Origin of the sequence: Lacticaseibacillus rhamnosus, assembly GCF_900636965.1 — a bacterium.
Taxonomy (GTDB): Bacteria; Bacillota; Bacilli; order Lactobacillales; family Lactobacillaceae; genus Lacticaseibacillus; species Lacticaseibacillus rhamnosus.
The window spans coordinates 1,113,286-1,138,768 of the sequence record NZ_LR134331.1 but is presented as its reverse complement, the minus strand read 5'-3'; the positions used below and the strand labels follow the sequence as shown (position 1 = coordinate 1,138,768).

At 45.9% G+C, this 25,483-nt stretch carries 19 protein-coding genes; 7 read left to right on the top strand and 12 right to left on the bottom strand.

Translation table 11 applies throughout. The annotated features are described in order from the left end of the window. Positions 1–7 precede the first annotated feature (7 nt). The 6 genes from EL173_RS05925 to EL173_RS05900 form a co-directional block, all read right to left on the bottom strand. The gene (locus EL173_RS05925; protein WP_014571272.1) at positions 8–586 is read right to left on the bottom strand and encodes a xanthine phosphoribosyltransferase; all 579 of its coding nucleotides are present in this window, start codon (positions 584–586) and stop codon (positions 8–10) included. Between the two features lie 190 nt (positions 587–776). Continuing rightward, positions 777–1,412, bottom strand: coding sequence for a glycoside hydrolase family 73 protein (locus EL173_RS05920; RefSeq protein ID WP_005688925.1), 636 nt, complete (start codon positions 1,410–1,412; stop codon positions 777–779). Between the two features lie 5 nt (positions 1,413–1,417). Beyond that, entirely contained in the window at positions 1,418–1,900 is a 483-nt protein-coding gene (locus EL173_RS05915; protein WP_014571271.1) for a GNAT family N-acetyltransferase, read from the bottom strand. A gap of 240 nt (positions 1,901–2,140) precedes the next feature. Continuing rightward, positions 2,141–2,383, bottom strand: coding sequence for a hypothetical protein (locus tag EL173_RS05910; RefSeq protein ID WP_014571270.1), 243 nt, complete (start codon positions 2,381–2,383; stop codon positions 2,141–2,143). A gap of 220 nt (positions 2,384–2,603) precedes the next feature. Continuing rightward, positions 2,604–2,804 carry a cold-shock protein gene (locus EL173_RS05905; protein WP_005685812.1) on the bottom strand — a complete coding sequence of 67 codons (201 nt, stop codon included), beginning with the start codon at positions 2,802–2,804 and terminating at the stop codon, positions 2,604–2,606. Between the two features lie 517 nt (positions 2,805–3,321). Continuing rightward, positions 3,322–4,287 carry an aromatic acid exporter family protein gene (locus EL173_RS05900; RefSeq protein ID WP_014571269.1) on the bottom strand — a complete coding sequence of 322 codons (966 nt, stop codon included), beginning with the start codon at positions 4,285–4,287 and terminating at the stop codon, positions 3,322–3,324. A 306-nt stretch (positions 4,288–4,593) separates the two neighbouring features. On the opposite strand from EL173_RS05900, the gene EL173_RS05895 reads away from it, so the two are divergent. Together EL173_RS05895 and EL173_RS05890 are read left to right on the top strand one after the other, a co-directional pair. Beyond that, positions 4,594–5,238, top strand: a complete 645-nt coding sequence (locus EL173_RS05895; RefSeq protein ID WP_005685809.1) for a YkyA family protein — start codon at positions 4,594–4,596, stop codon at positions 5,236–5,238. Positions 5,239–5,304: 66 nt separating this feature from the next. Then, positions 5,305–6,234, top strand: a complete 930-nt coding sequence (locus tag EL173_RS05890) for a glycosyltransferase family 2 protein (RefSeq protein ID WP_005688915.1) — start codon at positions 5,305–5,307, stop codon at positions 6,232–6,234. A 112-nt stretch (positions 6,235–6,346) separates the two neighbouring features. Here EL173_RS05890 and EL173_RS05885 read toward each other — a convergent pair whose 3' ends face one another. Together EL173_RS05885 and EL173_RS05880 are read right to left on the bottom strand one after the other, a co-directional pair. Further along, positions 6,347–7,012 (bottom strand): Fic family protein, encoded by a 666-nt coding sequence (locus EL173_RS05885; protein WP_005716121.1) that lies wholly within the window; start codon positions 7,010–7,012, stop codon positions 6,347–6,349. 205 nt (positions 7,013–7,217) lie between these two features. Further along, on the bottom strand, positions 7,218–8,945 hold the full coding sequence (locus EL173_RS05880) for a glycosyltransferase family protein (protein ID WP_005688913.1): 1,728 nt from the start codon (positions 8,943–8,945) through the stop codon (positions 7,218–7,220). Positions 8,946–9,304: 359 nt separating this feature from the next. Between EL173_RS05880 and EL173_RS05870 the strand changes: the two genes are divergently transcribed. The 3 genes from EL173_RS05870 (at position 9,305) to EL173_RS05860 (ending at position 15,714) form a co-directional block, all read left to right on the top strand. Beyond that, complete coding sequence (locus EL173_RS05870) at positions 9,305–11,953, top strand: YfhO family protein (RefSeq protein ID WP_020752210.1); 2,649 nt, start codon at positions 9,305–9,307, stop codon at positions 11,951–11,953. A 444-nt stretch (positions 11,954–12,397) separates the two neighbouring features. After that, positions 12,398–14,233, top strand: coding sequence for a beta-glucoside-specific PTS transporter subunit IIABC (locus EL173_RS05865; protein WP_014571266.1), 1,836 nt, complete (start codon positions 12,398–12,400; stop codon positions 14,231–14,233). A gap of 14 nt (positions 14,234–14,247) precedes the next feature. Next, the gene (locus tag EL173_RS05860; RefSeq protein ID WP_014571265.1) at positions 14,248–15,714 is read left to right on the top strand and encodes a glycoside hydrolase family 1 protein; all 1,467 of its coding nucleotides are present in this window, start codon (positions 14,248–14,250) and stop codon (positions 15,712–15,714) included. Between the two features lie 76 nt (positions 15,715–15,790). On the opposite strand, the gene secA is transcribed toward EL173_RS05860, so the two are convergent. Together secA and EL173_RS05845 are read right to left on the bottom strand one after the other, a co-directional pair. After that, positions 15,791–18,862: a preprotein translocase subunit SecA gene (secA, locus tag EL173_RS05855; protein WP_015764414.1), complete on the bottom strand. Its 3,072-nt coding sequence runs from the start codon at positions 18,860–18,862 to the stop codon at positions 15,791–15,793. Positions 18,863–19,127: 265 nt separating this feature from the next. Continuing rightward, a complete protein-coding gene (locus tag EL173_RS05845) occupies positions 19,128–20,144 on the bottom strand; it encodes a glycosyltransferase (protein ID WP_014571262.1) in 1,017 nt (338 codons plus the stop codon). A gap of 338 nt (positions 20,145–20,482) precedes the next feature. On the opposite strand from EL173_RS05845, the gene EL173_RS05840 reads away from it, so the two are divergent. Continuing rightward, the gene (locus EL173_RS05840) at positions 20,483–21,343 is read left to right on the top strand and encodes a glycosyltransferase (RefSeq protein WP_005688896.1); all 861 of its coding nucleotides are present in this window, start codon (positions 20,483–20,485) and stop codon (positions 21,341–21,343) included. Positions 21,344–21,632: 289 nt separating this feature from the next. Here the strand turns inward: EL173_RS05840 and EL173_RS05835 are convergent, their stop codons facing one another. Beyond that, positions 21,633–22,538 (bottom strand): glycosyltransferase, encoded by a 906-nt coding sequence (locus EL173_RS05835; protein WP_019728467.1) that lies wholly within the window; start codon positions 22,536–22,538, stop codon positions 21,633–21,635. A 252-nt stretch (positions 22,539–22,790) separates the two neighbouring features. On the opposite strand from EL173_RS05835, the gene EL173_RS05830 reads away from it, so the two are divergent. After that, positions 22,791–24,206, top strand: coding sequence for an IS5-like element ISLrh2 family transposase (locus EL173_RS05830; RefSeq protein WP_019728464.1), 1,416 nt, complete (start codon positions 22,791–22,793; stop codon positions 24,204–24,206). 190 nt (positions 24,207–24,396) lie between these two features. On the opposite strand, the gene galU is transcribed toward EL173_RS05830, so the two are convergent. Next, entirely contained in the window at positions 24,397–25,311 is a 915-nt protein-coding gene (gene galU / locus EL173_RS05825; RefSeq protein ID WP_014571261.1) for a UTP--glucose-1-phosphate uridylyltransferase GalU, read from the bottom strand. Between the last annotated feature and the right edge of the window lie 172 nt (positions 25,312–25,483).

The window sequence follows — 25,483 nt, the reverse complement described above, 5'->3', positions numbered from 1 at the left end:
TTCGAGCCTAGTCCTCCGGTTCAAAAACAACCTGACCGTCTTCAAATGCACGAATCCGCGCCAACGATTCCACGCGAATGTGCTTATCATCCAACAATTTACGGCCTTTTTGGAAAGTCTTTTCAATGACAATACCAACGCCGCTTAAAGTTGCCCCAGCCTGATCAATAATATCCATTAATCCTTCAACTGCTTGTCCGTTAGCCAAAAAGTCGTCAATAATCAACACATTGTCATCAGCCGACAAAAACTTCCGCGAAATGGCAATCTCATTGGAAGTCTTTTTGGTAAACGAGTAAACCGTTGCTGTGTACAGGTGATCTTTCAACGTCAGACTCTTATGCTTGCGGGCAAACACCAGCGGCTTGTGGAACGACATCGCGGTGGCAATCGCCGGGGCAATCCCAGAACTTTCAACTGTCAAAATCTTTGTAATCGGCTCATTGCTGAAACGCCGGTAGACTTCCTTACCAAGATCAGCCATTAAATCAGGATCAACTTGATGATTCAAAAAGTTGTCCACCTTCAATACGTCTGTTCCAATAACCTGGCCATCTTTTTTAATCCGGTCTTCCAGTAATTTCACCACAAGCACTCCTTTTATTTGTAAATTTTCAATCAGCTTACCATAAAAAACGCCGTGGAACAATACAAGCTCACTAATTCCCGAACAAACTAAGTAGCCGCTTTCACAGCGATAAAAGAACGAAATCCCCGCAATTTGGCGCTACCATAACCAAATAACGAGGATTCAATAATCAACAAAATACGAACATTCAATTGTCATACTGGGTCAGATTCCATGCTTCGATCAAATGAATCAGCTTCTGGGGATAATCCGGATCAGTGGCATAGCCGTCCGTCTGCAAAGCCGAGGCAGCAGTCTTATAATCTTTTGCGGCTCTTACCGTTGCATACTGTTGCGGATTCCAGTCGGTACCGTTAACGAATAACAAGGCATGATCACGAATCGAAGCAGCATCATCGCTATAAACCCGAAACCGACCATTAACGGTAATCCATTTATCGTTAACATATTCCTTCGTCCGTAATACTTTCGTGGTGGCAGGATCCGTCCCTTTAATGCCAAATAAGTTATGGTAATCCTTGGCTAACGTGCTCGTTCCCCAATCAGACTCAAGAATCGCTTGGGACAGCGTAATGCTCGTTAAGACACCATACTGTTTCTGCATGGCCTGGGCTGTCGGCACCAATCGCTTGATAAAAGCCTCTTTCTTCGCTTTTTCAGCCGCCTTCTTATCGACAATTGCTTGGCGCTGTGAAACTTCGGCTTGCCGTTGCGACCAATACGAGCTGACAACCAACATTGAACCAACCGCAAAAAAAGCGATGACCAGCCAAGCCGCCAATGGAACCTTCTTTAAGGTAAAACGTCGGCGCTTTTTCGCCAATAGCCTTACTCCTTTGTCTTATCCTCACGCGTCAACAACAATTTGCGGCGTAACACGATCATGTCCTGTAATCGCAAGCCATCAGCATAAACCGGCTGACTATATTCATCAAAAAAATGCTTGCGAATCGAATCAAATCGAAACCCGCGGCGCATATAAAACCGAAGATTATCAAAATCAACATCTCCGGTACCCACCAGCATATCCTGATATTTCTCGGCGTACACCAAACTGACATGCCGCAATAATCCTGATGCAATCCCTTGACGGCGGCGGGCAGGCGTGACCGCAAGATTCTTCAACTCTACCGTGGTCGCATTGACCGCCACCACCATGGCAACGCCAACCGGCACCTGCTGATCAATGGCCGCAAAAAGTGTCCCTGCACCTAAATAGCGCTGAAGCATAGCCGGATCCTCATCGCCCACCAACAAGAGATCCAGATATTGGAGTCTTGCATCAGGTGCTACCTCTTCAAATCTTAACATGTGCCCCCCGCCTTCCATAGCCCAATCCTAAGCTTATAACTGCTAACTATCAGTTTACCATGAACAGCTGCTTATGAAGCTCTCCATCGCCAAAAAAGGCCTACATCTTTAGTGTTGATATATCACCAACGCCAAAAAGTGTAGACCCCTTTTTGAATGTTTGATAGACAGACATAAATGATTGATCTTTTAATGTATTCAAATACCCAACCTGCCTACTGATATGGGATCTGATTATCACTATTCATGCCAGGCGTCCTCACGTCCAATTGGAATATCATTGTCACCAATATTTTCTTCCAGCATTGCCTGACGTAAATCGTAGCCAGCATTACCCCTGAAGATATGATGCTTAACAGGTAGCAGGCTGATGACGCCATTTTCGTCAATAATCGGTTGATATTCAACGTTTTCGCCAATATTGAATAACGCTGGAACGGTAACCACAATTGAGTTTCCTAGCCGATAAGTTTTAACAGTCATGCTTGTCACCCTTTCGCCTGTAATGATATGTGTCATTACAAACCACGGCAATACTTGTGCTTTACGGTGATTGAACTTAAGCGTGTTATCTGATCCCGAGTTTGCCAGACGGGACTTCTGAGCCTTGAAGCGCTAAACGCTAATCACCTAATCAAAAGAAAAAGTGTACCATTTTGAAATAAAATTCAAAATAGTACACTTTTGTTTTGAAACTTTTAAATTAGTCTTTGTTAACGTTAACCGCTTGTGGGCCGCGATCGCTGTCTTCAACTTCAAACGTTACCGCTTGGCCTTCTTCAAGAGTCTTGTAACCTTCGCCTTGGATTGCGGAGAAGTGAACGAAAACATCGCTGCCATCTTCACGTGTGATAAAACCGTAACCCTTTTCAGCATTGAACCATTTAACTGTGCCGTGTTCCATGAGAACATTCCTCCTTGCGCCTATTGACGCATGATAATATCGTGTATTTCTGTTTGGTACAAGTGGAAGAAAGTCCTGAAACCATGCAACCACGACCATTCAAAAAGTACATGTTTAGTCTAACATCACGGTAAAAACCAAGCAAGTAGGAACGCTTTCAAGTAAGTGTCAGGTTTTTCTCGGTTCTACTCTAATTAAGTGATTTCCGATACTCCGAGCTGGCTCCGCGGTGGCTGGGGCTGGCGACCGCGCAGCTAGAGTGGTGGGCACGACTTCGAACCCGCAAAGACCGCGGTTTCGAAGCTCGGCCTTGGTCTAAAGCGGAGAAGCCCACTCCGCTTAAGACCAATTTCACCACTGAGCCCGCCACCGCTCCGCCAGCTCTTGCTTTCTATCCTAATAATCGAACAAGGTGACCCATCGCACTGCTTCTAAAATCGTCTAAACTGATGCAGCCTTGCTTAACACCCACTGAAACTTTACGCCATTCGCTCAGCTAGGCAATTGCTCGTCTGATTCAATTCTGCGAAGAAATAATATGATTAAAATTCCGCTTCAACTGCAACAGCCGGGAAAAATCCTCCAGAAAATAGAACAACCGGGCGCGACTTTCAAAAGAAGCACGATCCGTTGGCAGAGGTGAGGCAGCAAAATCACGCTGAATTTTCTTCACCATTGTCACCAATTGCGCTGCCGGATTGTCTTCATTCAAAACACTGGCTGTCATTGCCAAGGCATCACTGATCACCGCCGCCTGCATCACCGGCGTTTCAATACGATCCAAACTATCTTGCATCTGCCGCAGCAGTTCATATTGATTCGCGCGCATTTCAAAATAGGCCTGATAGTAGTCATTTTCAGACAACAACTGATTATCGCTATGTCGATTGGCCCACGCAACTGCTGCGTCCAGCGTCATCTTCAAATCAGATAAATTGGCCCAATTGTCCGCACTTTTAAGCTGATCTGTCCCTAACTGCTGACTCATATGATCAATAATTTCACGCATCTCGGCTTCGACTTGTTTTTGAAAGCCCATGATCTTAGCTTCAAGACTTGGCATAAACAGATTGGCAATGAGCGCCACCCCGGCCCCGATCGCCAGCAGCAAAAGTTCGTTTTTAATCCAAAACCAACTGCAACTGCGCGCCATCATAAAATGCGTTACCAAAACGGCAGTCATCACAATCCCGCTTTGGACCGCGAACACATTGGTAATCGGAATAAAAATCACCAAGAAAACGCCAAAAGCAAACGCATTGTAGCCTAAAATCAAGAACGCCCCGATCGCAATCACGAATCCTAGCAGCGTGGCTAATAAGCGGTAGGCGACTAACCGAAACGACGCCTTCGTTGTGTTTTGCACTGACAAAATGGTAATAATACCGGCAGCGGCCCAATATTCCAAGTGCAACGAATAAGCGATCAACATCGCTGCTGCTGTCCCTACCGCTGTTTTGATTGTGCGCATCCCAATGTGCATCGTCATCACCCTCCACCTGTCAGTTTAGCATAGGAACGCATCAAACCAGTTACACCACAAATTTTTTAGCCCGCCCGTCAGCTATGTGCGCTCAGATATCTGTTATTTTACCGTTAGCCGCGGCTGTCGTCACGTAAACTTTCCACTGACCGACCACCTTATCATGATCCTTGAAAAGAACTTGTTGCCGCTTCATTTTTCTCGTATCCTGAAGAAACAGGATTCAGGGGTGAAATTCATTTGCAATCCCCCTGCTGCTAGTATTTCAGCCGGCTTTACGCTACCATATATTTAGAGGAGTTGCTGATGAAAAAAATACTCATATGGCTCGCGGGTCTGGCACTTCTGATTGCCGGATGTTCGGCCACTTTAAACCCTAAACAACAATTAAAAACCACAACCGCTACCGTTCAAACACAAGTGCAAAAAGAACAAGCTGCACTAAAAATTATTGGTGATAGCGTCGGCGCGTTTCCATCAACGTTTGAAAAAGCGTATCAAGATCATCCTGATACAGATTTCAGAAATGATGACGGCCCCGTTAAAAAGCTGCTCGCCAAACGTGCAGCTGCGTTCAAACAGCTTGAGGCAGCCAATACTGCTTTAGTAAACGCCAATAACACGCTCACCAAGTTAAATAACCAGCCGACCGATGATACCCCCCAAACTCAAGTCAACAAAGTGCTAACAAGTCTGAAGCTCGCCAAATTGGATCACAAAACGCTGGTTAGCTACTACCGCGAAATGCAGACAGCAGAAGATGCCTTTTTTGATAACACTGCTGACAGTGAAGAGACGTCTCAAGCCGACCTAGAAACGCAAATCTCCCAACTAAACCAATATTACAGCTCACTCAATCAGCAAATCGATGTCATGACTGCGAACCTGACAACCGTATCAAGTCAGGCCGACAGCTTGGCCAAGGCCGTTAAAACGATGCATGATGATTGAGTATTGATTTTGCTAGGAATCATCAATTTATTAAGAAAATTAACTTGAAATCGAGGAGGCCGTTTCATGCCGCAAAGCGTGGCAATTATTATTCCTTGTCATAATGAAACCGAAAATGTTCCACTGATTTATCAAGCATTGATCAAGACTTTTCGTGAAAGCTTGCCGCAATTGCAACCGCAAATCTGGTATGTCAACGATGGTTCTACTGACGATACCCTCGATCAAATCAAGCAGTTGCAAGCTAAAGACGATCAGGTTCATTATATCGATCTTTCCCGCTCATTCGGTAAAGAAGCAGCGATGTATGCCGGCCTTTCAACTGCTAAAGCCGACTACTATGCCGTTATGGACGCCGACTTACAGGATCCGCCATCAATGCTGCCGGATATGTACGCAATTTTACAAGAAGGCTACGACATGGCTGGAGCTCAGCGCGTGGATCGGTCTGGCGAGGCTCATCTGCGTTCTTTCTTTTCGGATATGTTCTACAAATTCATCAATAAAGTGTCGCAAACGCAAATCGTTCCCGGCGCGCGTGATTTTCGCTTAATGACGCGGCAAGTGGTTGAAGCCATTGTCCAAATGACCGAGCGTAATCGGTTTTCCAAGGGACTTTTCAGCTGGGTTGGGTTCAAAACCAAGTATCTACCTTATCGCAATATTGAACGCCAACACGGTCAAACGAGTTGGTCGTTCCCCAATTTGCTCCGTTATGCTACTGATGGCATCATCGACTTCTCCGATGCCCCGCTAACGTTTGTTTCCATTGTCGGCATCACCAGCTTCATCGGTGCGTTCATCGCTCTCATCTTCATCGTTGTCCGTGCCGCTTTGTTCGGCGATCCGACATCCGGCTGGCCTTCTATGGTCTCGATCTTTCTGATGATCGGCGGCCTGCAGCTCTTTGCACTTGGCATCGTAGGACGTTATATCGGTCGCATCTATTTGGAAACCAAAAGGCGCCCCATCTTCATTGCTCGCGAGATTAAGTGAATAAGGCAAGCCGACTTTGCAAAATCAAGGTCAGCTTGCCTTATTTTTCTGGTTATATCGCGATGCCAACAGAATGGCTCAAAACAACTACCATTTTCAATCGAAACATCACTTATTCAATGCCAAAAACCGCATGTTCATACAGCCACCGCTTAAGTTGATCAGCTCTCCCTGTTTTGTAGTACTTGGCTAATTGAGACAGGTACCAATGCATCTTTTTCTCTGGCACTGCTAATAAACCGACTTTAGCTTGATACATCAATGCATTAGCCGCTACTATCGCCGTTCGCTTATTCCCGTTTGTGAAAATTTGTTGCCGTGACAATGTAAGCATCAGTAGTATCGCTTTTTCAGTAGCACTCTTTTGAGAGGTTAACAGCGCTTCCAGATTTTTGGTGACATTGGCTTCATTTGGAATGGCAGGGACATAATCTTCGTTGGTTAAACCGACTAATACCGTCTTAGTCCTGAATTTACCTGCGTCAGGCGTTCCTGCACCTTGAATGATAAGATTGATTTTCTGTATTTGTTCAATCCCAAACTGAATCGTCTGCGGTAATCCGACGATATATTTGTAAGCTGCTTTTAAGTTAAGGACAACTTCAACATCATCAGGTTTAACCCCGCTAATGGTCAGATTATTGATAATTGCTTTAGTATCGAGCAATGTGGTGCTTAAGTTTTCGTACTTTCCAGCAAGATAAATCATGGAAGGCAGATTCTTCTCAAACAGCAACTTTTCTTCCGCATCGGACATCTTATACTTATCTTCAAACACTTCAACATCACCTCTGATCTCTTCGCTGAACATAATTTACCCTATCTATCCCTTCAGAAAGCATAGCATATGGGGTCTCACAGTCCAAGAACGCCGAATATATCTAATTTTAGGAAGTTCAGAAATTGCCGCTGTTCAAAAACTGCCATGAGATTGTGTTTTAAAATGCTTGTTATCCGCACATTCAACGCTTTTCGCAAACTTACTAAACCAGCGCATCATCCACATCCCGTTGCCTCCGAGCATGGACAACGATCCACCAAGCGAAAAAGACAAACGCAGCGACAAGCGAGATCCACCCGGTCACATGTTGCAAGACGGTTCCGGTGTAAACCACCCGAACATGATGCGTACCCGCGGGTGCATGAAGCGTGATACGGTCAAGTTTGCCGCTTGGGTGATAGGCAGTTGGGCGGCCATCAACCGTCACCGTATAACCAACATAAGCAAACTTAGGCAATCTTAGCGTCACGGCACGCCGACTCGTGTACGAAAATTGCATGTCATTGTAGTTTTGGGTCGGGGTGGTAACATGCTCAAGGTTATGTGACGCCAAAACCGTCTGATGATTTTTCTTAAAGAATGTGGTCATGTCGAATTCTCGCGGCGCATATTCACTTCCGCCACCGGTAGAATCCTGATAGTATGAAACCGCATTTTTATCTGTAATGCGGTAAGTGTTGGCATTGATCATGGTCGTGTTGATATTAACGGCATAGCTAAAGCCGACGATGCAAGTCGCCAGCACCAACCCCAAAGCTAATGGTTGCGGTTGCGACCGATCTGCAACCAAAAGACCAAGCGCCAGACTGAAGAATAAGGTCACTAACTCCAAATATCGCCAAGGAAATTGAATCGTGCCTAACACGGTTTTGCTAAATAATGCCCACGGAAATAAATCAGTGCTTAGAAAAATACCGATAAAGCCCAAACCAGCCGCAACTTTGACTGCCCGCGACAACTTTACCCAAAAAATGGCGAGTGCAATGGCCGTCACAAGCATCAAGACGCCAATCCCCGGCCGAAAAGCCTGACTGACATTTTGCATGCTGCTGGTTGAGGCATACATGCTCAATGAGTTCGTGACTAAATCACCTAAATTGAATTGAAGATAATTGGGCCAAATCGTTGCCGAATCCGCGAGTTTAAGTGACAGGTGCCGGGAAAGTTCGACCATTGGCAAATAACTGCCCAAGCCCATCAACAACGCACTCACTGCCGCCATGGCCGTATATCTGACCATGCGCCACGTTACCCGCTGCAACGCCACCAAAACCAGGAACCCGCCGACAAGAAATACCAGCACCATCACGAGTGACAACATATGCGCATACATCAACCCAGTCACGCCAAATGCCAGCAAGAACCAGTTACGCGACTGCTTGGCATAAATTTCATACATACCTGCAGCAATCACCGGCAAGAAAATAAACGCCAAATTCTCGCCCAAAGCCCCGCGTACAAAGGCATCCAAGGCCCGATAAACCGCTGTCGTGTAAACCAGACTAAAGACGAATCCTGCCAGTGGCTGCCGGCGAATCCGCAAAAAACTAACGTAAGCCGTGACCACAGTTGCCACTAGAATCAGCGTCTGATAGCCGTAATAAGCACTGACAATCCCCATCCCTGCCAGTCGCAACCAGACATATGGCAATAACAACAATGACGGGTAAAAGGCATCAAAAGCATAGCCGAAATTGCGTACTTCTTCGGGAAAGACTTTTGGAAAGTAGCTACCATGCCGGACGCTGGTCACATAACTCTCCATTCGGCGTAACTGCGGCATCGTATCATCCTGATGGAAAATGTAGGTCAAATGTAACTGCGGCCACTGGACAAGCAACACCAAAATAATCGCTAAAAGTGGCAATAGCCAGATTGCATTGGCCTTAAGCTGTGAAACTAAACCTGAATCTTCGGTATCCGCGCGCATGAAAATCCTCCCGCTAGTGCTTTCCCAATATTGTAACTTTCAAATCGTAAGTTGTCATGTGTGCCGAGGAACGGGACGGTGCGATCGCCATAACGCGCTCCCCGGCGCAGAAGTCTGCGTGTAAGGACCTCAGGCGCAATGACCAAAGTACGGTCATCACGCCTGAGGCCACTTACACTCCGACTTCTAAGCGCGCCGGCTCGCGCTCAGTTCCTGACGATCGCGTGCCGAGCCATTCTGCGTTATGATTTAATTAATAGTTAAGGTTACCTGATTTTTTAACCTGTTATTTCGCTTGCTATCATAATTAATGACAATATTTGATTTTCAAGGTTTTCAAAAAGGAGTCCTCGTCTGATATGTCGCGTTCAAACAAACAATCAACCTGGCCACTACTCTTCATTAGTTTCGGTGTTACTTTTGTCATCAGCCTCATCGTTTTTGCGGCTTTAAAAATGGCTCCGTTTGGCTCATCATCCATTCTTGCTAATGACTCGGCCGTTCAATATGTCGACTTCTTTACTTACCTAAAACACGCACTGCTGGGTACTGCCGGTAAAGCTTATTCTTTTTCCAATAGTCTTGGCGGCGGCATGTATGCCAACTGGACTTACTATTTGTTAAGTCCATTTAATCTCGTATTTGTTCTGGTTCCCCGCTCCGCATTACCAGTGGCGGTTTTATTCGTGACCGCGCTTAAATACAGCACCGCGGCCATGGCAGCACAAGCCTTGGCGAATTATCTGACAGGCGGCCGCTGGTATAGCTTTGTCTTCAGTATTAGCTATGGTCTATCCGGATTTCTGGTTGCCAACTTTTTGAATATCATGTGGATGGACGGGGTAATCCTGTTACCACTTGTGGTCTTGGGCATTGAACGATTATTTGATGAGCAACGGCTGCTACCATACGTCATCCCGCTGAGTCTGGCATTCATCACCAATTATTACATTGGCTTCATGGTCGCCATTTTTGCGGCGCTTTACTTTGGCTGGCACTGGGCGATTCAACATCAACCGCAATTACTGCGAAAAATCAGCCTATTTGTTATTGGCTCGCTACTCAGCGGTATGATCGCGGCGGTCGTGCTCATTCCGACCTATTACGCGCTGAGTGCTTCCCGCCTTTCCAGTGCAGGTGCTGATTTCAGTTTCAAAGCCTTGTATTCGCTGATTGACTTGCCATCAAAGTTACTTCCGGGTAGTTTCAATTTTGATCAGCTCTCTAATGGCCTGCCTAACCTGTATATGGGCATGATCGGCCTATTAGGTGCCAGTTTTTATTTCCTTGCCCGCACGATTCCGGTTCGCGAACGCTTGATTTCGGCCGGCATGACGTTACTCTTGATATTATCCATCTGGCTCAATCCTCTCGCCATTATCTGGCAAGGGTTCCGCGCGCCGGTGTGGTATTTATACCGCCACTCATTCATTGTCATTTTTTGGTTCTTACTACTCAGTCTCCGTGGACTCATGCAGCTGCGAGCCGTGTCTCGGTTACGTTTACTCCTCACCAGTCTAGTCATCGGCGGGCTGCTCATCATCCCCGCCGCCTTGCGCATGGGAACACACAAATATGTCACCTTACCGCATCTGATCCTCGCCGGTATCCTGCTCCTAACCGCCGCCGTGCTGCTCTACAGTTATGCCACCCGCCTATTCCCGGTAAAATGGACGGTTGGCGCACTTTTGACCTTGCTTGTCATCGACTTAGGCGCCAATGCCTATGCCAGCCTCGGCGCCATCAGTTTCATCTCCAAAGCCGATTTCACCGTCACCAGCAAAGTGCTTAGTGCCGCTTACAACGATGCTAAAAAAATCGGGCCATCCGGGTTCTATCGCATTAATGCCGACACCCAACGCTCCATGGACGATCCCTACCAATATAACTTCAACGGGATCAGCACTTTTTCTTCGGTTTTAAACACCAGCACCATCAATACCCTCACCAATGTCGGGGCAATCGGTTCAGCCGGGCGGGTCAAAAACAATGACCTCACCTGGCCGCTAGAAAGCTTACTCGGCGTCAAACAGTTATTGCTCCTCAACACGACGAGTAAAAAAGTCGGCACTTCCGAGTATCAACAAGCTTCCTCGCGCAATATTTTCAATGCCCGCTATGATTTGCCAGCCTACAAATTAGTCGGTCACAACCAGCTCTTTAATATTTATGAAAATCCGGATGCCTTACCCGTGGCCACTCAGATTTTCAGCAAAATTCCAACCCAAGTGCAGGCAAATCCGGTCTTGCAACAAAATGCTTATTTTGCCACTTTGACGAACCAGCAAACGGCCCCGATCTTCACCACTTCTGATTTCTCCGGGATCAGTGTCGATAACGTCAAACCGCTGACCACCCTCACCAATGCCGTGGCAACCAAGGTAAACAAAAAGCTTGGGGCCAGCATTACCTTAAGTGTCAACCCTAGCAGCGAGCAGCAATATCTCGTGATGGGTGAAGGCATGCGCAAGGATATGACCATCAGCATTAACAACATCCCCCTTAAAAATGATCCCGACAACGGCTCCAAGACCGTATCATTGCCACTTAATGCCACGAAACCGACCACCGTCACCTTGACCTTCAATCGCGGTTTCAGCCAAATCGACCTCGATCACTTTGCGCTGTATACCCTTAACCGCCAAGCCTTCAAGCAAACGGTTAAAACCGCCAAAACCAACGCACCTAAGCAAATCATCCAAAACGGCCGTCTATCGTTAACCACGCAAAAAAACAACAGTGGCTACATCATGCTCACTATCCCTTACGAAAAAGGCTGGCAAGCAGATACCCAGTCCGTGAAAATTCAAAATTATCGCGGCTTCATTGGGATTAAAGTCCCTAAAAAAGCCACTACCTTTACCCTCACTTACCACACCCCGGGGATACCGCTTGGTTGGCTGGTCACCATCATGGGGCTGATCGGCCTCGCAGCCCTCATTCTCTATGAATATCACCCGCGTTTTCGCAAGCGTATGATGACTGGCAGCCAGCCTAAAAGTCGTTAGCCGTAACAGTTTGATTAAACATTCGCCGCTGAGATTATTAGGCATGAACATGTTGGTATTCATTTTAATTTTATGTACAATTTAATTCAGCTTGCTATTTATCGTTTATTTTTAGATAAATAATAAATAGTTGGATACAAACAATGCAGAAAGCAATCTAATTAGGTTGCTTTTTATTTTGGTATCCGTTATCATACGCTTAACAGCTGATATCACATCTACTGTTACCGGGTAAACAGACAGAACTTTGATCATCGTTTTATCGTTCAAACGATCTTCTTGGCTATGTCTGTTTTTTTACTGCCAATAACAGGGTTTGTTTATGAAGGGGGTTATTCATATTGCAAGTACAAAAGCATGACTGTCGCACGAGCAACCAGTTGAATAAAGGATTCGGGCATCAACGCGGCAAAATGACCGTGGCGTTAAGGGGGTGTCTTGACCGTGTCTGATCCAGCCAAAATCGCCACCCAAATCATGGCTGCTGTAGGTGGGATCCAAAATGTCAAAAGCCTCACCCACTGCGCCACTCGCCTCCGCTTCACTTTACGCGATAAGCAGCAATTCAATCAGGCACAACTCGAAAAAATGCCGGAAGTTCTTAGTACCGTGGTGGCCGGCGATGAATCTCAAGTCGTCATCGGTGCTAACGTGACCAAATACTATGCCGCTATCCAGCAACAATATCAGCTTCATGAAGCAGGCGAACCGAATCAACCGACACCAACCCAAGAGAAAAATTTAATTAAACGCATTCTTAACGCCATCGTCAGCATCATGGCCCCGATCATCACCGTTCTCATTGCCGGCGGGATGTTCAAAGTCGTCATCGCCATCTTAGCCTTAGTGGGCCTCAATCCAAAAAGCACCGCCTATCTCACCTTGAGTTTCATGGCTGATGCCGCGTTTTATTTTCTACCATTCATGCTCGCCGTCAGCGCCGCCAAGAAGTTCAACACCAATACCTATCTGGCAATGATGATGGCCGGTGTGCTACTTCACCCTAACTTCACAGCGCTGGTCGCAGCAGGCAAGCCCATTGCGTTATTCGGTGCGCCCATTCGCCTAGCATCCTATGGTGGAAGCGTCATTCCCATCATTTTAATCGTCTGGTTTATGAGCTATGTCGAACGATTCGCGGAAAAAGTCGCACCCAACATGATCAAAACCATGCTCAAACCGCTGTTAGTCGCACTCATTACCGCTCCGATTGCCTTAATTGTCATCGGTCCCATCGGCAGTCTTTTAGGCGATGGCCTTTATACCGCGGTCACCTTCATTAATCAACATACACCATGGCTCGTTCCAACCCTGGTCGGCGCCTTCACCCCACTGCTGGTCATGGTTGGCATGCATGTTTCACTTTTGCCATTAGCGACCTTGTCCATGACCAAGTTTGGTAGTGAAACGATTATGGGTCCCGGAATGTTAGCCAGCAATATTGCCCAAGCTGGAGCCGCTGCCGCCATTGCCGTGCGTGAAAAGCAAACCCGCGGACGCCAAATCGCGCTCTCTGCCAGCGTCACCGCGTTGTCCGGCATCACGGAACCGGCACTGTACGGCGTCACGCTCAAGTATAAACACGCGTTAACCTGCGTCGTGGTTTCCGGGGGACTGGCCGGTCTTTTTGCCGGGCTCACTGGGCTGGTCCGCTATTCATTCGGTTCACCGGGGATCTTCACCCTCCCCGTCTTCATCGGCGCTAATCCTACTAATTTCCGCAACGCCTTACTGACTGTGGCCATCGCATTTGGCGCGACTTTTCTTTCCACCTACTTCTTTGCCACCGTCGCGACCAATGCAAGCACCAGCGCTAAAACGCACCCGCAACCTTTTCAGAGTGTGGTCGCGGGTGAGATGATCCCGCTTGCTCGCGTCCAGGATGAGGTTTTTGCAGCTGGCACGCTGGGACACGGAGTCGCTATTATTCCTGAGAGCGGCACCATTGTCGCGCCGGCCGATGCCACTGTCTCCATGTTATATCCAACGAACCACGCGATCGGCTTAACCACGGCCTCGGGACAAGAGGTGCTGATCCACATCGGCATTGACACCGTGCGACTGGATGGACGCTTTTTCAAACCACTTGTCTCTCAAGGTGAGTCCGTCAAAGTCGGCCAACCGCTCATTAAGATCGATTTGCCGCTCATTGAAAAGTCTGGTTTTGATCCCACGGTGATTGTTTTACTACCGAATACGCCTCCCGAACGGATTGAAGTGCATGAAAAAGCATCTGTCCGGCCAGGCGATAAGCTATTCAGTTTCATCCCCGAAACCTAATGAAGGAGGTCGTTATGTCCATTTGTCAATTTCCCGAAAATTTTCTCTGGGGTGGCGCAACTGCTGCCAATCAGCTCGAAGGCGCCTATAACGTGGACGGCAAAGGGTTAGCAACCAGCGACTTGTTACTGGGCGGCACTCACAATGTCCCCCGTCAACTCACCCGCGAGGTACGTCCAGACGCGTTTTACCCCAGTCATGAAGCCATTGATCATTTTCATCGTTATCAAGAAGACATTGCGCTGTTTGCGGAAATGGGCTTTAAAGTCTACCGCTTCTCCATCGCTTGGACGCGGATTTACCCAACCGGTTCTGCAAGCGACGGCCCAAGCAAAGAAGGGCTTGCCTTTTACGCGGCGTTGATTGCTGAACTCAAGCGCTACAACATTGAGCCACTTGTCACGATCTCGCATTTTGAATCGCCAATTGCACTGACGAAGGCGTTCAACGGCTGGGCGTCACGAGACATGATCGAAGAATATGTTACATTTGCGCAAACTGTCATTGCCAACTTTCACAATGATGTCCACTACTGGCTGACCTTTAATGAAATCAATATGCTAACCCGACCGATGGGAGCCTACTTAGCTGGCGGCATGTATGTGGACGACACCAACCGGTTCATCAGCCCTGATATCGATTCCACCCAAATGCGCCTCCAAGCACTGCATCATCAATTTGTGGCCAGTGCCAGAGTCTGCAGCTTTGCCCATGGGTTCGATCCCAACCTGAAAATTGGTTGTATGCTGGCTTATCGCATGCTCTATCCGCTGACAAGCCACCCAGAAGATATTGCCCTTGTCCAAACTGCCACCGAACTTAATAATTTTTATTGCGGCGATGTCCAAGTGAAAGGTCGCTATCCCTATTTTGCCAAACGTTATTGGCGCGATCACAATATCATCATGGATATGGAGCCGTGGGAAGAAGAGCTCCTTAAAAGAGGCACCGTGGACTTCTTTGCTCTGTCTTATTACCAGTCCAGCACCATGGCGACCACTGAAAGCGGCGAAACCAGCGGCGGTAACTTCTTTGCTGGCGTCAAGAACCCCTACCTCCAGCGCAGTGCCTGGGGCTGGGAAATCGATCCCCGCGGGTTACGCACGGCGCTTAATCAAATTTACGATCGCTACCAAGTGCCGGTAATGGTCGTCGAAAACGGCTTCGGTGCGCGCGACGAATTGATTGAACAAGATGGCCAAAAAACCGTTAATGACACGGCACGCATCAGCTATCTTCGTGCCCATGTTGCCGCCATGTATGATGCTATTCAAGACGGCGTGGATCTGATCGGCTACACCTCATGGGCACCGATTGACCTCATCTCCGCCAGCACCGGTGAAATGGCCAAACGCTACGGCTACATCTACGTCGACAAACACGATGACGGCAGCGGTACTTTGAAGCGTTATCGGAAACGATCATTTTATTGGTATCAACAAGTCATCCGGCAAAACGGCTTATCAGAATCTGACGCATAAGCCTGCCGATGCGCAAAAATAACCCCACATTCTCGCAATGATTGCGAAGATGCGGGGTTTTTTTGGTTTCACACGACTAAGGCGCCTTGACCAGCGTCCAAGTAGCGGTAGACTGATACGTTCCCGGCTGAATCGTTGACGTTTGCGGCACCTGCAGCGAAGTCGTGGTAGCGGTTGTCGTGGTAACGTCCTTGGTCACTTTGCTGTAAACCGTCACCGGCTGGCGGTTATCTTTGGCCTGAACCGCGGTCCCATCAGCAAAATGCAAGGTCACAGCCGCACTGCCACCAGTCTCCGTTGATAAATAGTGCTGCGTTGTCTGATTTTTAAACGGTGAAAACTGAACATTCAAACTCCAGGTACTACCGCCGCCAGCAATCGCCAACGCACCATGATTGTTACCATCCCAGTTTGTCTGGTTAGCGATTGTGCTCGGCTGATACACCATGGTCACACCCTGTGCGGCATAAAAATCGGCAATGCTTGGGTTAGCGCCCGAACTAAGCGCAAACTGCAGATTAGGAACCGCGTGCAGCTGCGGAGCGGAGGCGGTGATGGTTAGTGGGGCGATGTTACTGTACCAATAAGACTTTTGGCCGCTATCAAATTCAACTTCTAACTGATAATACAATGTCCCTGCCGCCGCCTGGATATTTTGCCAGTTTAAAGTGTCGGTATTATTCGTGATTTGTTCACCAGCCACCGGCGAATAGTCCTGACTGCCTTTTTGATCCTTATACAGATGCCATTTAAAAGTGGGCTTAGAAGGATAAGTCACGCCATCTAATGCTGCAGGCTTAACGCTAAAACTTGTGCCCCGCTGCACTGTCAACGGATTAAGTCCACCAATCGTTGCCTGGACCTTGCCGGAAACTGTGGTCTTATCATCGTTAGTCGCTGTCGCCGTGAATGTAACCGGAGTGCCGTTATTGGTTTGTAAAGCCGCGTTGGTATTGCCGCTGGGTGCCTCCGTTTTAAAGCTGGTGATCCGGCCGTTAACGTTGGTAAAGGCACCAACGCCGCTAGCCGCATTCGTGCCCCAAGCAACTGAAGCAGTACTGTTTGTAGGCGTCAAATGAGCATTCAAGCCAATTGATTGCCCCCATAGGACTGTTGTCGGATCTTGCCACTGATTTGGATGGTCCTCTAGCATTTGGGGGAGATAATCGCGATCAATGTTGGTATATACAAAGTCTAGGAAGTCGGAAATATCCCCGTTCCTATGATCCTTCACATGATCCTTCACAAAATCTTCTGCAACTCGTTTAAAAACTCCTTTTATAACTCGTTCAAGGGAAGAAGCAACCATCACTTTGTCTCGCGTTGCATAAACACAATCACGTTGGGCACGGAAAACCTCACCGTATTGCAAGGTTGAAAATCGTGCACTCCGACCTGCATTGCTGACGCGATTTTGAGCTTCGTCAATCACCCTATGAAACCGACCATGACGACTGAGCTGTTGATGCTTGTCATGTGAATGCTTGTAAGCATATTTTTGAACCCGTTTCGGCGCATTCTGAATGACGATCCGATCTTCAAGAGATGTATAAAAAATACTGCTTCCAGGCTCTCCTTGTCTGCCCGCCCGTCCGCGTAGTTGATTATCAACTCGCCGATTGGCCATTCGCTCTGTTCCTAAAACAAGCAGCCCCCCTTTTTCTTTAACTCCCTTTCCAAGCTTAATATCCGTGCCACGACCTGCCATTGAGGTTGCAACAGTTACAGCCCCTAGTTGACCAGCTTCAGCCACGATTTTTGCTTCTTTTGCGGCACTGCGCGCATTCAGTAAACTATGTGGAATTTTTTCTCTTAATAATAAACGTGAATAGAGATTCGAAAGCGAGAGTGAACCGGTTTCAATCAAAATAGGACGTTTCTCATCGTATGCTTTATGAACAGTCTTCAAAGATGCCAATAATTTGGCTGTTTGACTGATGTATAGCTGATCAGGTAAATCCTTGCGAATCATCGGTTCATTGGTCGGCACACGGTATACTGCCAAGCGATAAACCTCCATAAACTCCGCGGCATCAGTGGCAGCTGTTCCTGTCATCCCTGCAAGCTGGCCGAACATTCGAAATAGATTCTGATAGGTTACGGAAGCCATCGTACGCATTTCATCAGTCAACTTAACGTGTTCCTTAGCTTCAATTGCTTGATGTTGCCCACTTTGCATCTTCATACCGATCAATTCACGACCATTATCGCGATCAACTAAAACGACCATGTCATCATCCACAACATAATCACGATCCCGTTTGTAAATGAAGTGTGCTTTTAAAGCCAAAACTAAATGACGATATAGCTCATGCCATTCATCGCCTAGAAGATCATCAACACCAAAGAAATGCTGCATACGTTTAATGCCATCAGGCGTAAACCAAACAGACTTACGATCATCACTACGCTTATAGTCGACCTTTTCCTTGAGCATGTTAATCATGCGATCTGCCGACTGATAATAATTTGACTGGACTCTAGGAATACCAGCGATAATCAATGGTGTTTGCGCACTGTCGAGTAGAATTGCATCGGCTTCATCAAGCAACGCATAATTCAAATGATTGATATACTGTTCTTCTGGATTGGCCGCAAGGTTGTCAAACAAATAGTCAAATCCGAGCGCCGAATTTGTCGTGTAAACAATATCTGCTTGATAGATTCTCTGCCGATCGCGTTTTTCGCTTTCATGCCCGGGCTGCGCAACACCGGAAGCAACTGTTAGGCCAAGCCAACGGTAGACCTGACCCATCTGTTCCGCATCACGATTAGCTAAATACCCATTTGCTGTAATTAAGAAATTCCCAGCACCTGTCAATCCGTGAAGATACATCGGCATGGTCGCCGTCAAAGTCTTTCCTTCACCGGTCTTCATTTCAACGATGTTATTGTATTCCATTGCAACGGCGCCCAAAACTTGAACAGGAAATGGTCGCATATGGAGAACTCTAAAGTCTGCTTCACACACAACAGCATACGCTTCAACGAGTAACGATCGCAAAGATTCGCCTTTTGCAAGTCGTTGGCGAAATAATTCAGTTTGCTGTCGAAGTTCCTCATCGCCCATTGCACGATACGTCTCTTGCAACTTAATTATTTTTTTTGCTTTTTTATGATATCGGTAGCTAGAACCCCAGAAATTCATTCATGAATCTCCTTCATATTTAATTTCATCTAGAGTTGCTTTTGTTTTTTTGTCTCTTTATACTCAAAGTATTATGAAACAAAAAAGAAAGAACCTAATCGACAAAGACATTGCCCAGCGCGTCCATAAAGAAAACGAAGAAATCACGAAACCATCCAAAGACCATTTAAAGATCAGTACAGTCGTTCAAGTAACGGTATCTGTTCTGTTAGCAATAATGGTTTTATTTGGTATTGTGTACTCTCTCTTTCAGATCTTCTAGTCATCAGAACGGTAATGTACCCTTTACTGCCAAAACAGCTTGTAAGGCAGCCATCTGATTGTGCCTTCCGCTGCGGATTAGATCGCTGATGTTGGCTACCTTATCGACAATGCGATTAAAGTCATCTTCTGTGACACCTTCGATAATGTTGCCTAGATTATCAAGGGAGTCAATGGCGATTCCTAATCCGTTTTCGCTAACGTACCGGCCAATAGCAGTTTGGTTACATGCAATAACCGGCAAACCAAGAGATAGATACAAACTAAATTTGTGGGTCATATTAATCCTGGCATATGGGTCAAAATGATGTTCCTTATCTTCATCCCAAATTAAGCCGTAACCATCATTTAAAGCTAAAGCCAACTCTTCTTGACGATAGCTCCCTAAATATTCTACAGAATCCGCTAGCGAAAAAGGCAGGTCAGTTTTACCATCAGCTGAACCATATACCTTAATATGTAAGTTTTCTGGAAAGTTTTGCAAAAATCCGGCCTTGCGATCAACTAGATTGCCTGCATAGTGAAGCGTCTTTGAAAAGCTAGGCCGACGATAAGCAATCGGTTGGCGATACCCCCACGGGCCACTCGGAATCATTGGAATATTGACGCCATCTGCGGCCAATTTTTCTTTTACAAGCTGCGTACCAACAATCAATGCATCAAATGATTTGAAGAAACTAAGCACCTGTCCTTTGTCATAAGAGTCCGGAAACCGTAAATATTCGACATCATGGACAAATGCGATAATAAGTGCGCCCTGCTTATGCACCAGCTCAACAACGGCCTTCTCTACGGAGGGTTCAGCATAAGTGGGAATCTGATAAATGACAACATCTCCCTTTCCAACTGTCGCAATTATCCCTAAAATCTCAGATCGCCAGTGCTCATCATTCCAAAATACATAACGCGATAAAAACAATTCACGAAACCCAACTTTTCCAAAAAAGTAGGCCGTATCCATTTTTGCTTTAACGGTCGCTTGATCAGTATCAGGTTGCAATGGTGAAATTACATATTCCATTAATTCAAATCCTCCATACTGTTTAGCAGCATCCTAATTTCATAAATAATGTTATTATAGCATAGCAAACCAATTTACAAAATTTGCCAGTTGGTGCCCAACCCTCACCACCACAGACCATTGTATTAATAGATACTTTTGCACTGGAGCATATGTGGCTACTTTTGCTATCTAGCAATAAATCTAAGTTCCTAAAGCCCTCTTTGATTAAAGTGTTGAGTATCTACAGAACATCTTGAACAGTTAAACAACGGCTGGCCTATTGCTGTGTCTATATTGTGATTCGTGATGCCAGCTCGTGTCACCCTTACCGAAACATCTTTAGGAGGTTATATTAAATGAGCGAAAACGCCGTACTTTTTACTGTTACCGGCAGTCACATCCAACTTACGGGGACTGCCATTGCTTCCCTTGTACTACACTGGCCAGTCAATATTCCTCTTAGAATTCTGGTAATGGCTGATGATTATCTTAATCAGGATATTTTTTGGTTAAAGAGCATTCCCAAACAACTTCTGCGCCCCAATATTACAGTTGACGTCTGGCAAAAGCCATCGATCATGGATCAGGTTCACACGGCCAACACAAATACCAGATATCCTTCCGTTGTCTTGTGGCGGTTGTTTGCGCCGTACATATTTAGTGACACAGACCGTTTGCTCTATTTAGATAACGACGTCCTTATCTGTGACGACATATCACCTATGTTTGACATGTTACCGGATGATAAAGCCATCGGTGCAGTCAATGATTTTCAGACCCTTCTATATGCTGATACTAAAGAGGGTTCCATTTGGCCAGAAATCAAACATTTTGACAGTTACTTTAATTCTGGCGTGCTACTTATAAATACCCACAAGTACATTCAAGCGTATACTCAGGATCAATTGGTTAATACTATAAACACTTCTGATTATTCGTTCATTGACCAAACCATTTTAAATAACCTGTTTGAAAGCCAATCAATCCACCTTCCTTTACAATATAATTACCAAAAAGATGATGAATGGTTAAACGGTTACGCACTTCACTACAATCTAAAACAAGCAAAAAAAATGCAAGCAGCACGAAAAAAAGTAGTTATCCGTCACTTCGTTAGTGAAATCCGTTCACTTCCATGGGAACATGGGTATTCACGGGATGAATTCGAACAAAATTTCTGGCGTGTGTTTAGCTTGGTAAAGTCGATTACGCGTTAAATTCTAGTATAACTAGGTAAGAGCTGGGGTATCTTACGCCATTAAATTTAGAGGATAGTGCGCATCTTATCTTGCATATATTGAAGATCTTTTGAAAATGAAGAACGCTGAAGCGCAATGAGATTGATTACGCTTGAAGCTAAGAGGCGGGCCAATTTCCTAATCTCAAGGAAATCGGCCCGCCTCATTCAATAATGGTCACAGTCTTTAAGCCTGTGCTTCTTTTTTCAGATTCAAGGACAAACCAGTGTCCGAAGATAATCATCAGCAACCCACTACATATGTCCCATTAAGGTTCATGAACTGTATCCTCGGTAGTCCTAGCTATGAAATCCAGGTGCTTTTTTTGCATATCAACAAAGGTTTCCCACCACATTTTCTCCCATCTTGTAGTAGGCGTGAAGACATACCAAGGCGGGAGAACAAACCCGTTTGCTGCAAAGTGAATAATACCAGGCTCATTTAGTTGTTCACGAATTCCTTTAATACGTTGCGGTGCAAGACTTTCATATTTATCAAGGAGCCGGTTATCGTATTGTAAGTTGAACCGCCATGGCAACAAATAAATATGATTGTAAAACGCAATATTCAAAATATTTTGATCGCCATATGGATAGTTATGCCGATTAATGATCTCTATCATTTTCTCGAACGGAACAACTGACCGATATGCATTTGAATTGGCGACAAATACCCCTGCATTAATATATTGATCGGTACTAGGGAGGTAGAACTCTTTTGAACGATCGTGATCAGGATGCGTAACGTCTTCGTAGTCTAACACACCACCAATAACATCTTCAGGTAGCATCTGATCAAACAAATCGTTAATGTCGGTTGTTATTAAAATATCATTGTCCATATAAGCAATCTGATCATAATCAGGAAAATAGTATGGCAAGAACAATCTCCAAAGAACCAATTTAGGCAAACTTGTACCCGTCTCAAACTGATCGGAAACTTTATCTAGCAGAGGATATGGAGGCGCCCAAAAATCAACCGAGATCTGTTGTTTTCCATACAAACTCGGGATACTTCGAATAAAGTTAATATCGTCTTGATTTCCGCCTTCTATTATAACCAGGATTTTCATTTCCCGATCAGAATGGTATTTTTTAACTAAAGACGTTATAGCCGTTGCTACAAGCATAATGTGCAACCCTTTTACACAAAAAACCACTGCCCGTTTTGTCATATTAAGACTCCTTGCTATGTTTATCAAACCGGCATACTAACGATTTATGCTAGGTAAAGTCGGATATAAATTTTATTTTGCCATATTGACTTGCAATGCTAATTAGTGGATGGTGAAAAACTATAAAAGTACTTTCATGATAGGCTTTGACAATAGTTAAGTGTATAATAAGTGTAAGCCTTATTTGCCCGAAATGCCTATGCTTTGGGATTTACCCTTGCACTTATCGCTGACCTATCGGAGGAATTGATCATGGTTTATCGTCAAAAAGCAACGCAACTATCACTTGAATCCTTTGGAAGCGCTCTGGGAACACCGCTCAGCCCGGACAACGAGTGGGTTCAATATGCAGAATTGATCCCATGGGCCAAACTTGAAGAGGCATACCAATTACAGTTCCCTTCAAAAACCGGCCGAGCAGCGAAGCCATTTCGATTGCTTTATGGCGCAACGTTGATCCAGTTGAAGAAAGGCCTGACCGACCGCCAAGTTGTCGACGATATCCGTGATACACCAGCCTATCAGTACTTCATCGGATTACCCGAATATCGCGCTAAGAAGCCATTTGAACACACAACGTTGGTGCACTTTCGCCAACGGCTTTCAGCCATCTCAGATTTGATCCGCAACATTACTAATGACTTCACGCGCGAGCGGTTGGAGGCCGATCTACCTGAGGGGACACATGTTTTGATTAGTGATGCGACTGCCGTTCCGGTCAAGATCAAGTATCCCCAAGATACAACGCTGCTTAACCAGAGTCGTTTGAATCTCGAACAAATGGTCACAGATCTGGCCCACGGGTTAGGTGTGGAAATTCCGCGGACGTACAGACGTGAAGCAAAAGGTAAGTGGACCGCTTTTTCGAGGAAACCGCGGCGTCAAAACAAGGAACGCCGCAAACAGCTTCAGGCTCAGCTACAATACATCCGAAGAGATCTGCGATATGTGGCGGAACTGCTTGCGCAAGGCGGTCAGCTCACTGATTGGCAAGCACAGCGTCTGGAAGTGATTAAACAAGTCTATGAGCAGCAGCTCTTCATGTTTGAGAACCACACTCACCATGTCGAGAATCGCATCGTTAGCCTTCAACAGCCGTATATCCGGCCAATCGTGCGAGGTAAGGCAAAGCAGTCCGTTGAGTTTGGCGCCAAGATTGACTGTTCCATGTTGGATGGCGTGATTGATGTAGAGCGTTTCGACTTCAATTCATTTAACGAAAGCACTGATCTTGAAGTAACGCTTGACCATGCTTTTGACCTAGTGGGTGAATATCCGGATGAGGTGCTGGTCGATACTCTCTATCGCACGCGAGATAACATCAATCTGTGTAAGAAGCTAGGCATTAAACTTAATGGGCCAAAGCTGGGTCGAAAGCCCAAACATGTGGATCCGAAACAGCGCAAAGCCGATGTCAGTGCGGAAAACCGTCGCGGTGCCATTGAGCGCAAGTTTGCCTTCTTGAAAGGTTCACTTGGGCTTGACTTAGTGAACACCAGAACGGCTGAGTCCTTGGTGGTAACGGTGGATAGCGCGATTGCATTGGCAAATATCGACCTCCTCCTTAAGCTTTTTTCTGTACCAATTTCTATTGTGGTCGAACAGGGTGGCCTGCATTATCAAATCAACTATAAAGTGACTGAAATTCGGCCAGAAACCGCAGCCTAAATCACCAGGCACTAATTAAGACATTACTAATTTTACCATTCATGAACTCATGATGCCATTGCCAACCAAACAGATCTCGCAAAAGTATTGCACAAAACAGAACGAGTGTCATAACTACAAAAAAATAACTTAGCCATTTTAAGAACTCCATGACCAAGTTACTTTTGTTTATCATACGTGACTTTAAGATTTACTTCTTATTTGCCGGCTTCCCCACATGCTTGCCTGATTGCAACTTAGCAGCCAGATCAAGGATGTATGCGCGGAGTTCATCTTTTACTTCCGGATGGGTCAAGCCATATTCAACATTAGTCTTGACGTACCCGAACTTATTGCCGACATCGTAGCGATCCCCTTTAAACTCATGTGCAAAGACGCGCTGAGTTTGGTTCAAGGTATCAATCGCATCGGTTAACTGAATTTCATTGCCTTTGCCCGGTTTTTGATTATCAAGAATATCAAAGATTTCCGGGGTCAGCAGGTAGCGGCCGATGATAGCCAAGTCACTTGGGGCATCAGCAACAGCGGGCTTTTCAACGAATTTCTTAACGTTATAGAGGTCTTTGGAAACTTCTTTTTCCGGATCAATAACGCCATATGCCGATACTTCATCATGCGGCACCTTTTTAACGGCAAGAATGGACGCATGGGTTTTATCATATTCATCAATTAATTGCTTGGTCAACGGCACTTTGTCATTCATCAGGTCATCACCCAACATGACCACGAATGGTTCGTCGCCAACAAACGATTTGGCTAAGCGAACGGCATCACCAAGACCACGCGGATATGGCTGCCGCACGAAGAATAAGTTGACGCCGATGTCGGTTGTGGAATGAACCAGCTGTAGCAAGGCGTCTTTATGTTTTTCTTTCAGATTCTGTTCCAACTCAGGTGCTGAGTCAAAATGATCTTCAATAGAGCGTTTTTGTTTACCCTCAACAATCAGAATATCCTCAATCCCACTAGCCTTAGCTTCTTCAACGATAAATTGAATGGTTGGTTTGTCGACAATCGGCAACATTTCCTTAGCTAAAGCTTTGGTTGCTGGCAGAAAACGGGTCCCAAGCCCGGCTGCCGGTATCACTGCTTTGCGAACTTTCACACTCATACAAGTCCCTTCTCTACTAATTTAACTACCTACTCTACTATACTAGAAACCGCTTGCGAAGAGTACGCCTTTTCTGATAATTCCCAGAAAAATTCATAAGTTATTCGTATAAAAATAAAAAAATCCCAGCTACTGGGTATTTGCTTCGCCATTGGATCCTATCCAT

What these genes read in the sequence shown, in the direction of transcription:
- EL173_RS05880 (WP_005688913.1), bottom strand. Translation starts at nt 8,945, where the DNA reads ATGCGCGCGGATACCGAAGATTCAGGTTTAGTTTCACAGCTTAAGGCC.
- EL173_RS05845 (WP_014571262.1), bottom strand. Translation starts at nt 20,144, where the DNA reads ATGGAATATGTAATTTCACCATTGCAACCTGATACTGATCAAGCGACC.
- EL173_RS05915 (WP_014571271.1), bottom strand. Translation starts at nt 1,900, where the DNA reads ATGTTAAGATTTGAAGAGGTAGCACCTGATGCAAGACTCCAATATCTG.
- EL173_RS05905 (WP_005685812.1), bottom strand. Translation starts at nt 2,804, where the DNA reads ATGGAACACGGCACAGTTAAATGGTTCAATGCTGAAAAGGGTTACGGT.
- EL173_RS05890 (WP_005688915.1), top strand. Translation starts at nt 5,305, where the DNA reads ATGCCGCAAAGCGTGGCAATTATTATTCCTTGTCATAATGAAACCGAA.
- EL173_RS05900 (WP_014571269.1), bottom strand. Translation starts at nt 4,287, where the DNA reads ATGCACATTGGGATGCGCACAATCAAAACAGCGGTAGGGACAGCAGCA.
- EL173_RS05895 (WP_005685809.1), top strand. Translation starts at nt 4,594, where the DNA reads ATGAAAAAAATACTCATATGGCTCGCGGGTCTGGCACTTCTGATTGCC.
- EL173_RS05835 (WP_019728467.1), bottom strand. Translation starts at nt 22,538, where the DNA reads ATGACAAAACGGGCAGTGGTTTTTTGTGTAAAAGGGTTGCACATTATG.
- EL173_RS05870 (WP_020752210.1), top strand. Translation starts at nt 9,305, where the DNA reads ATGTCGCGTTCAAACAAACAATCAACCTGGCCACTACTCTTCATTAGT.
- EL173_RS05910 (WP_014571270.1), bottom strand. Translation starts at nt 2,383, where the DNA reads ATGACTGTTAAAACTTATCGGCTAGGAAACTCAATTGTGGTTACCGTT.
- EL173_RS05830 (WP_019728464.1), top strand. Translation starts at nt 22,791, where the DNA reads ATGGTTTATCGTCAAAAAGCAACGCAACTATCACTTGAATCCTTTGGA.
- EL173_RS05840 (WP_005688896.1), top strand. Translation starts at nt 20,483, where the DNA reads ATGAGCGAAAACGCCGTACTTTTTACTGTTACCGGCAGTCACATCCAA.
- EL173_RS05860 (WP_014571265.1), top strand. Translation starts at nt 14,248, where the DNA reads ATGTCCATTTGTCAATTTCCCGAAAATTTTCTCTGGGGTGGCGCAACT.
- secA (WP_015764414.1), bottom strand. Translation starts at nt 18,862, where the DNA reads ATGAATTTCTGGGGTTCTAGCTACCGATATCATAAAAAAGCAAAAAAA.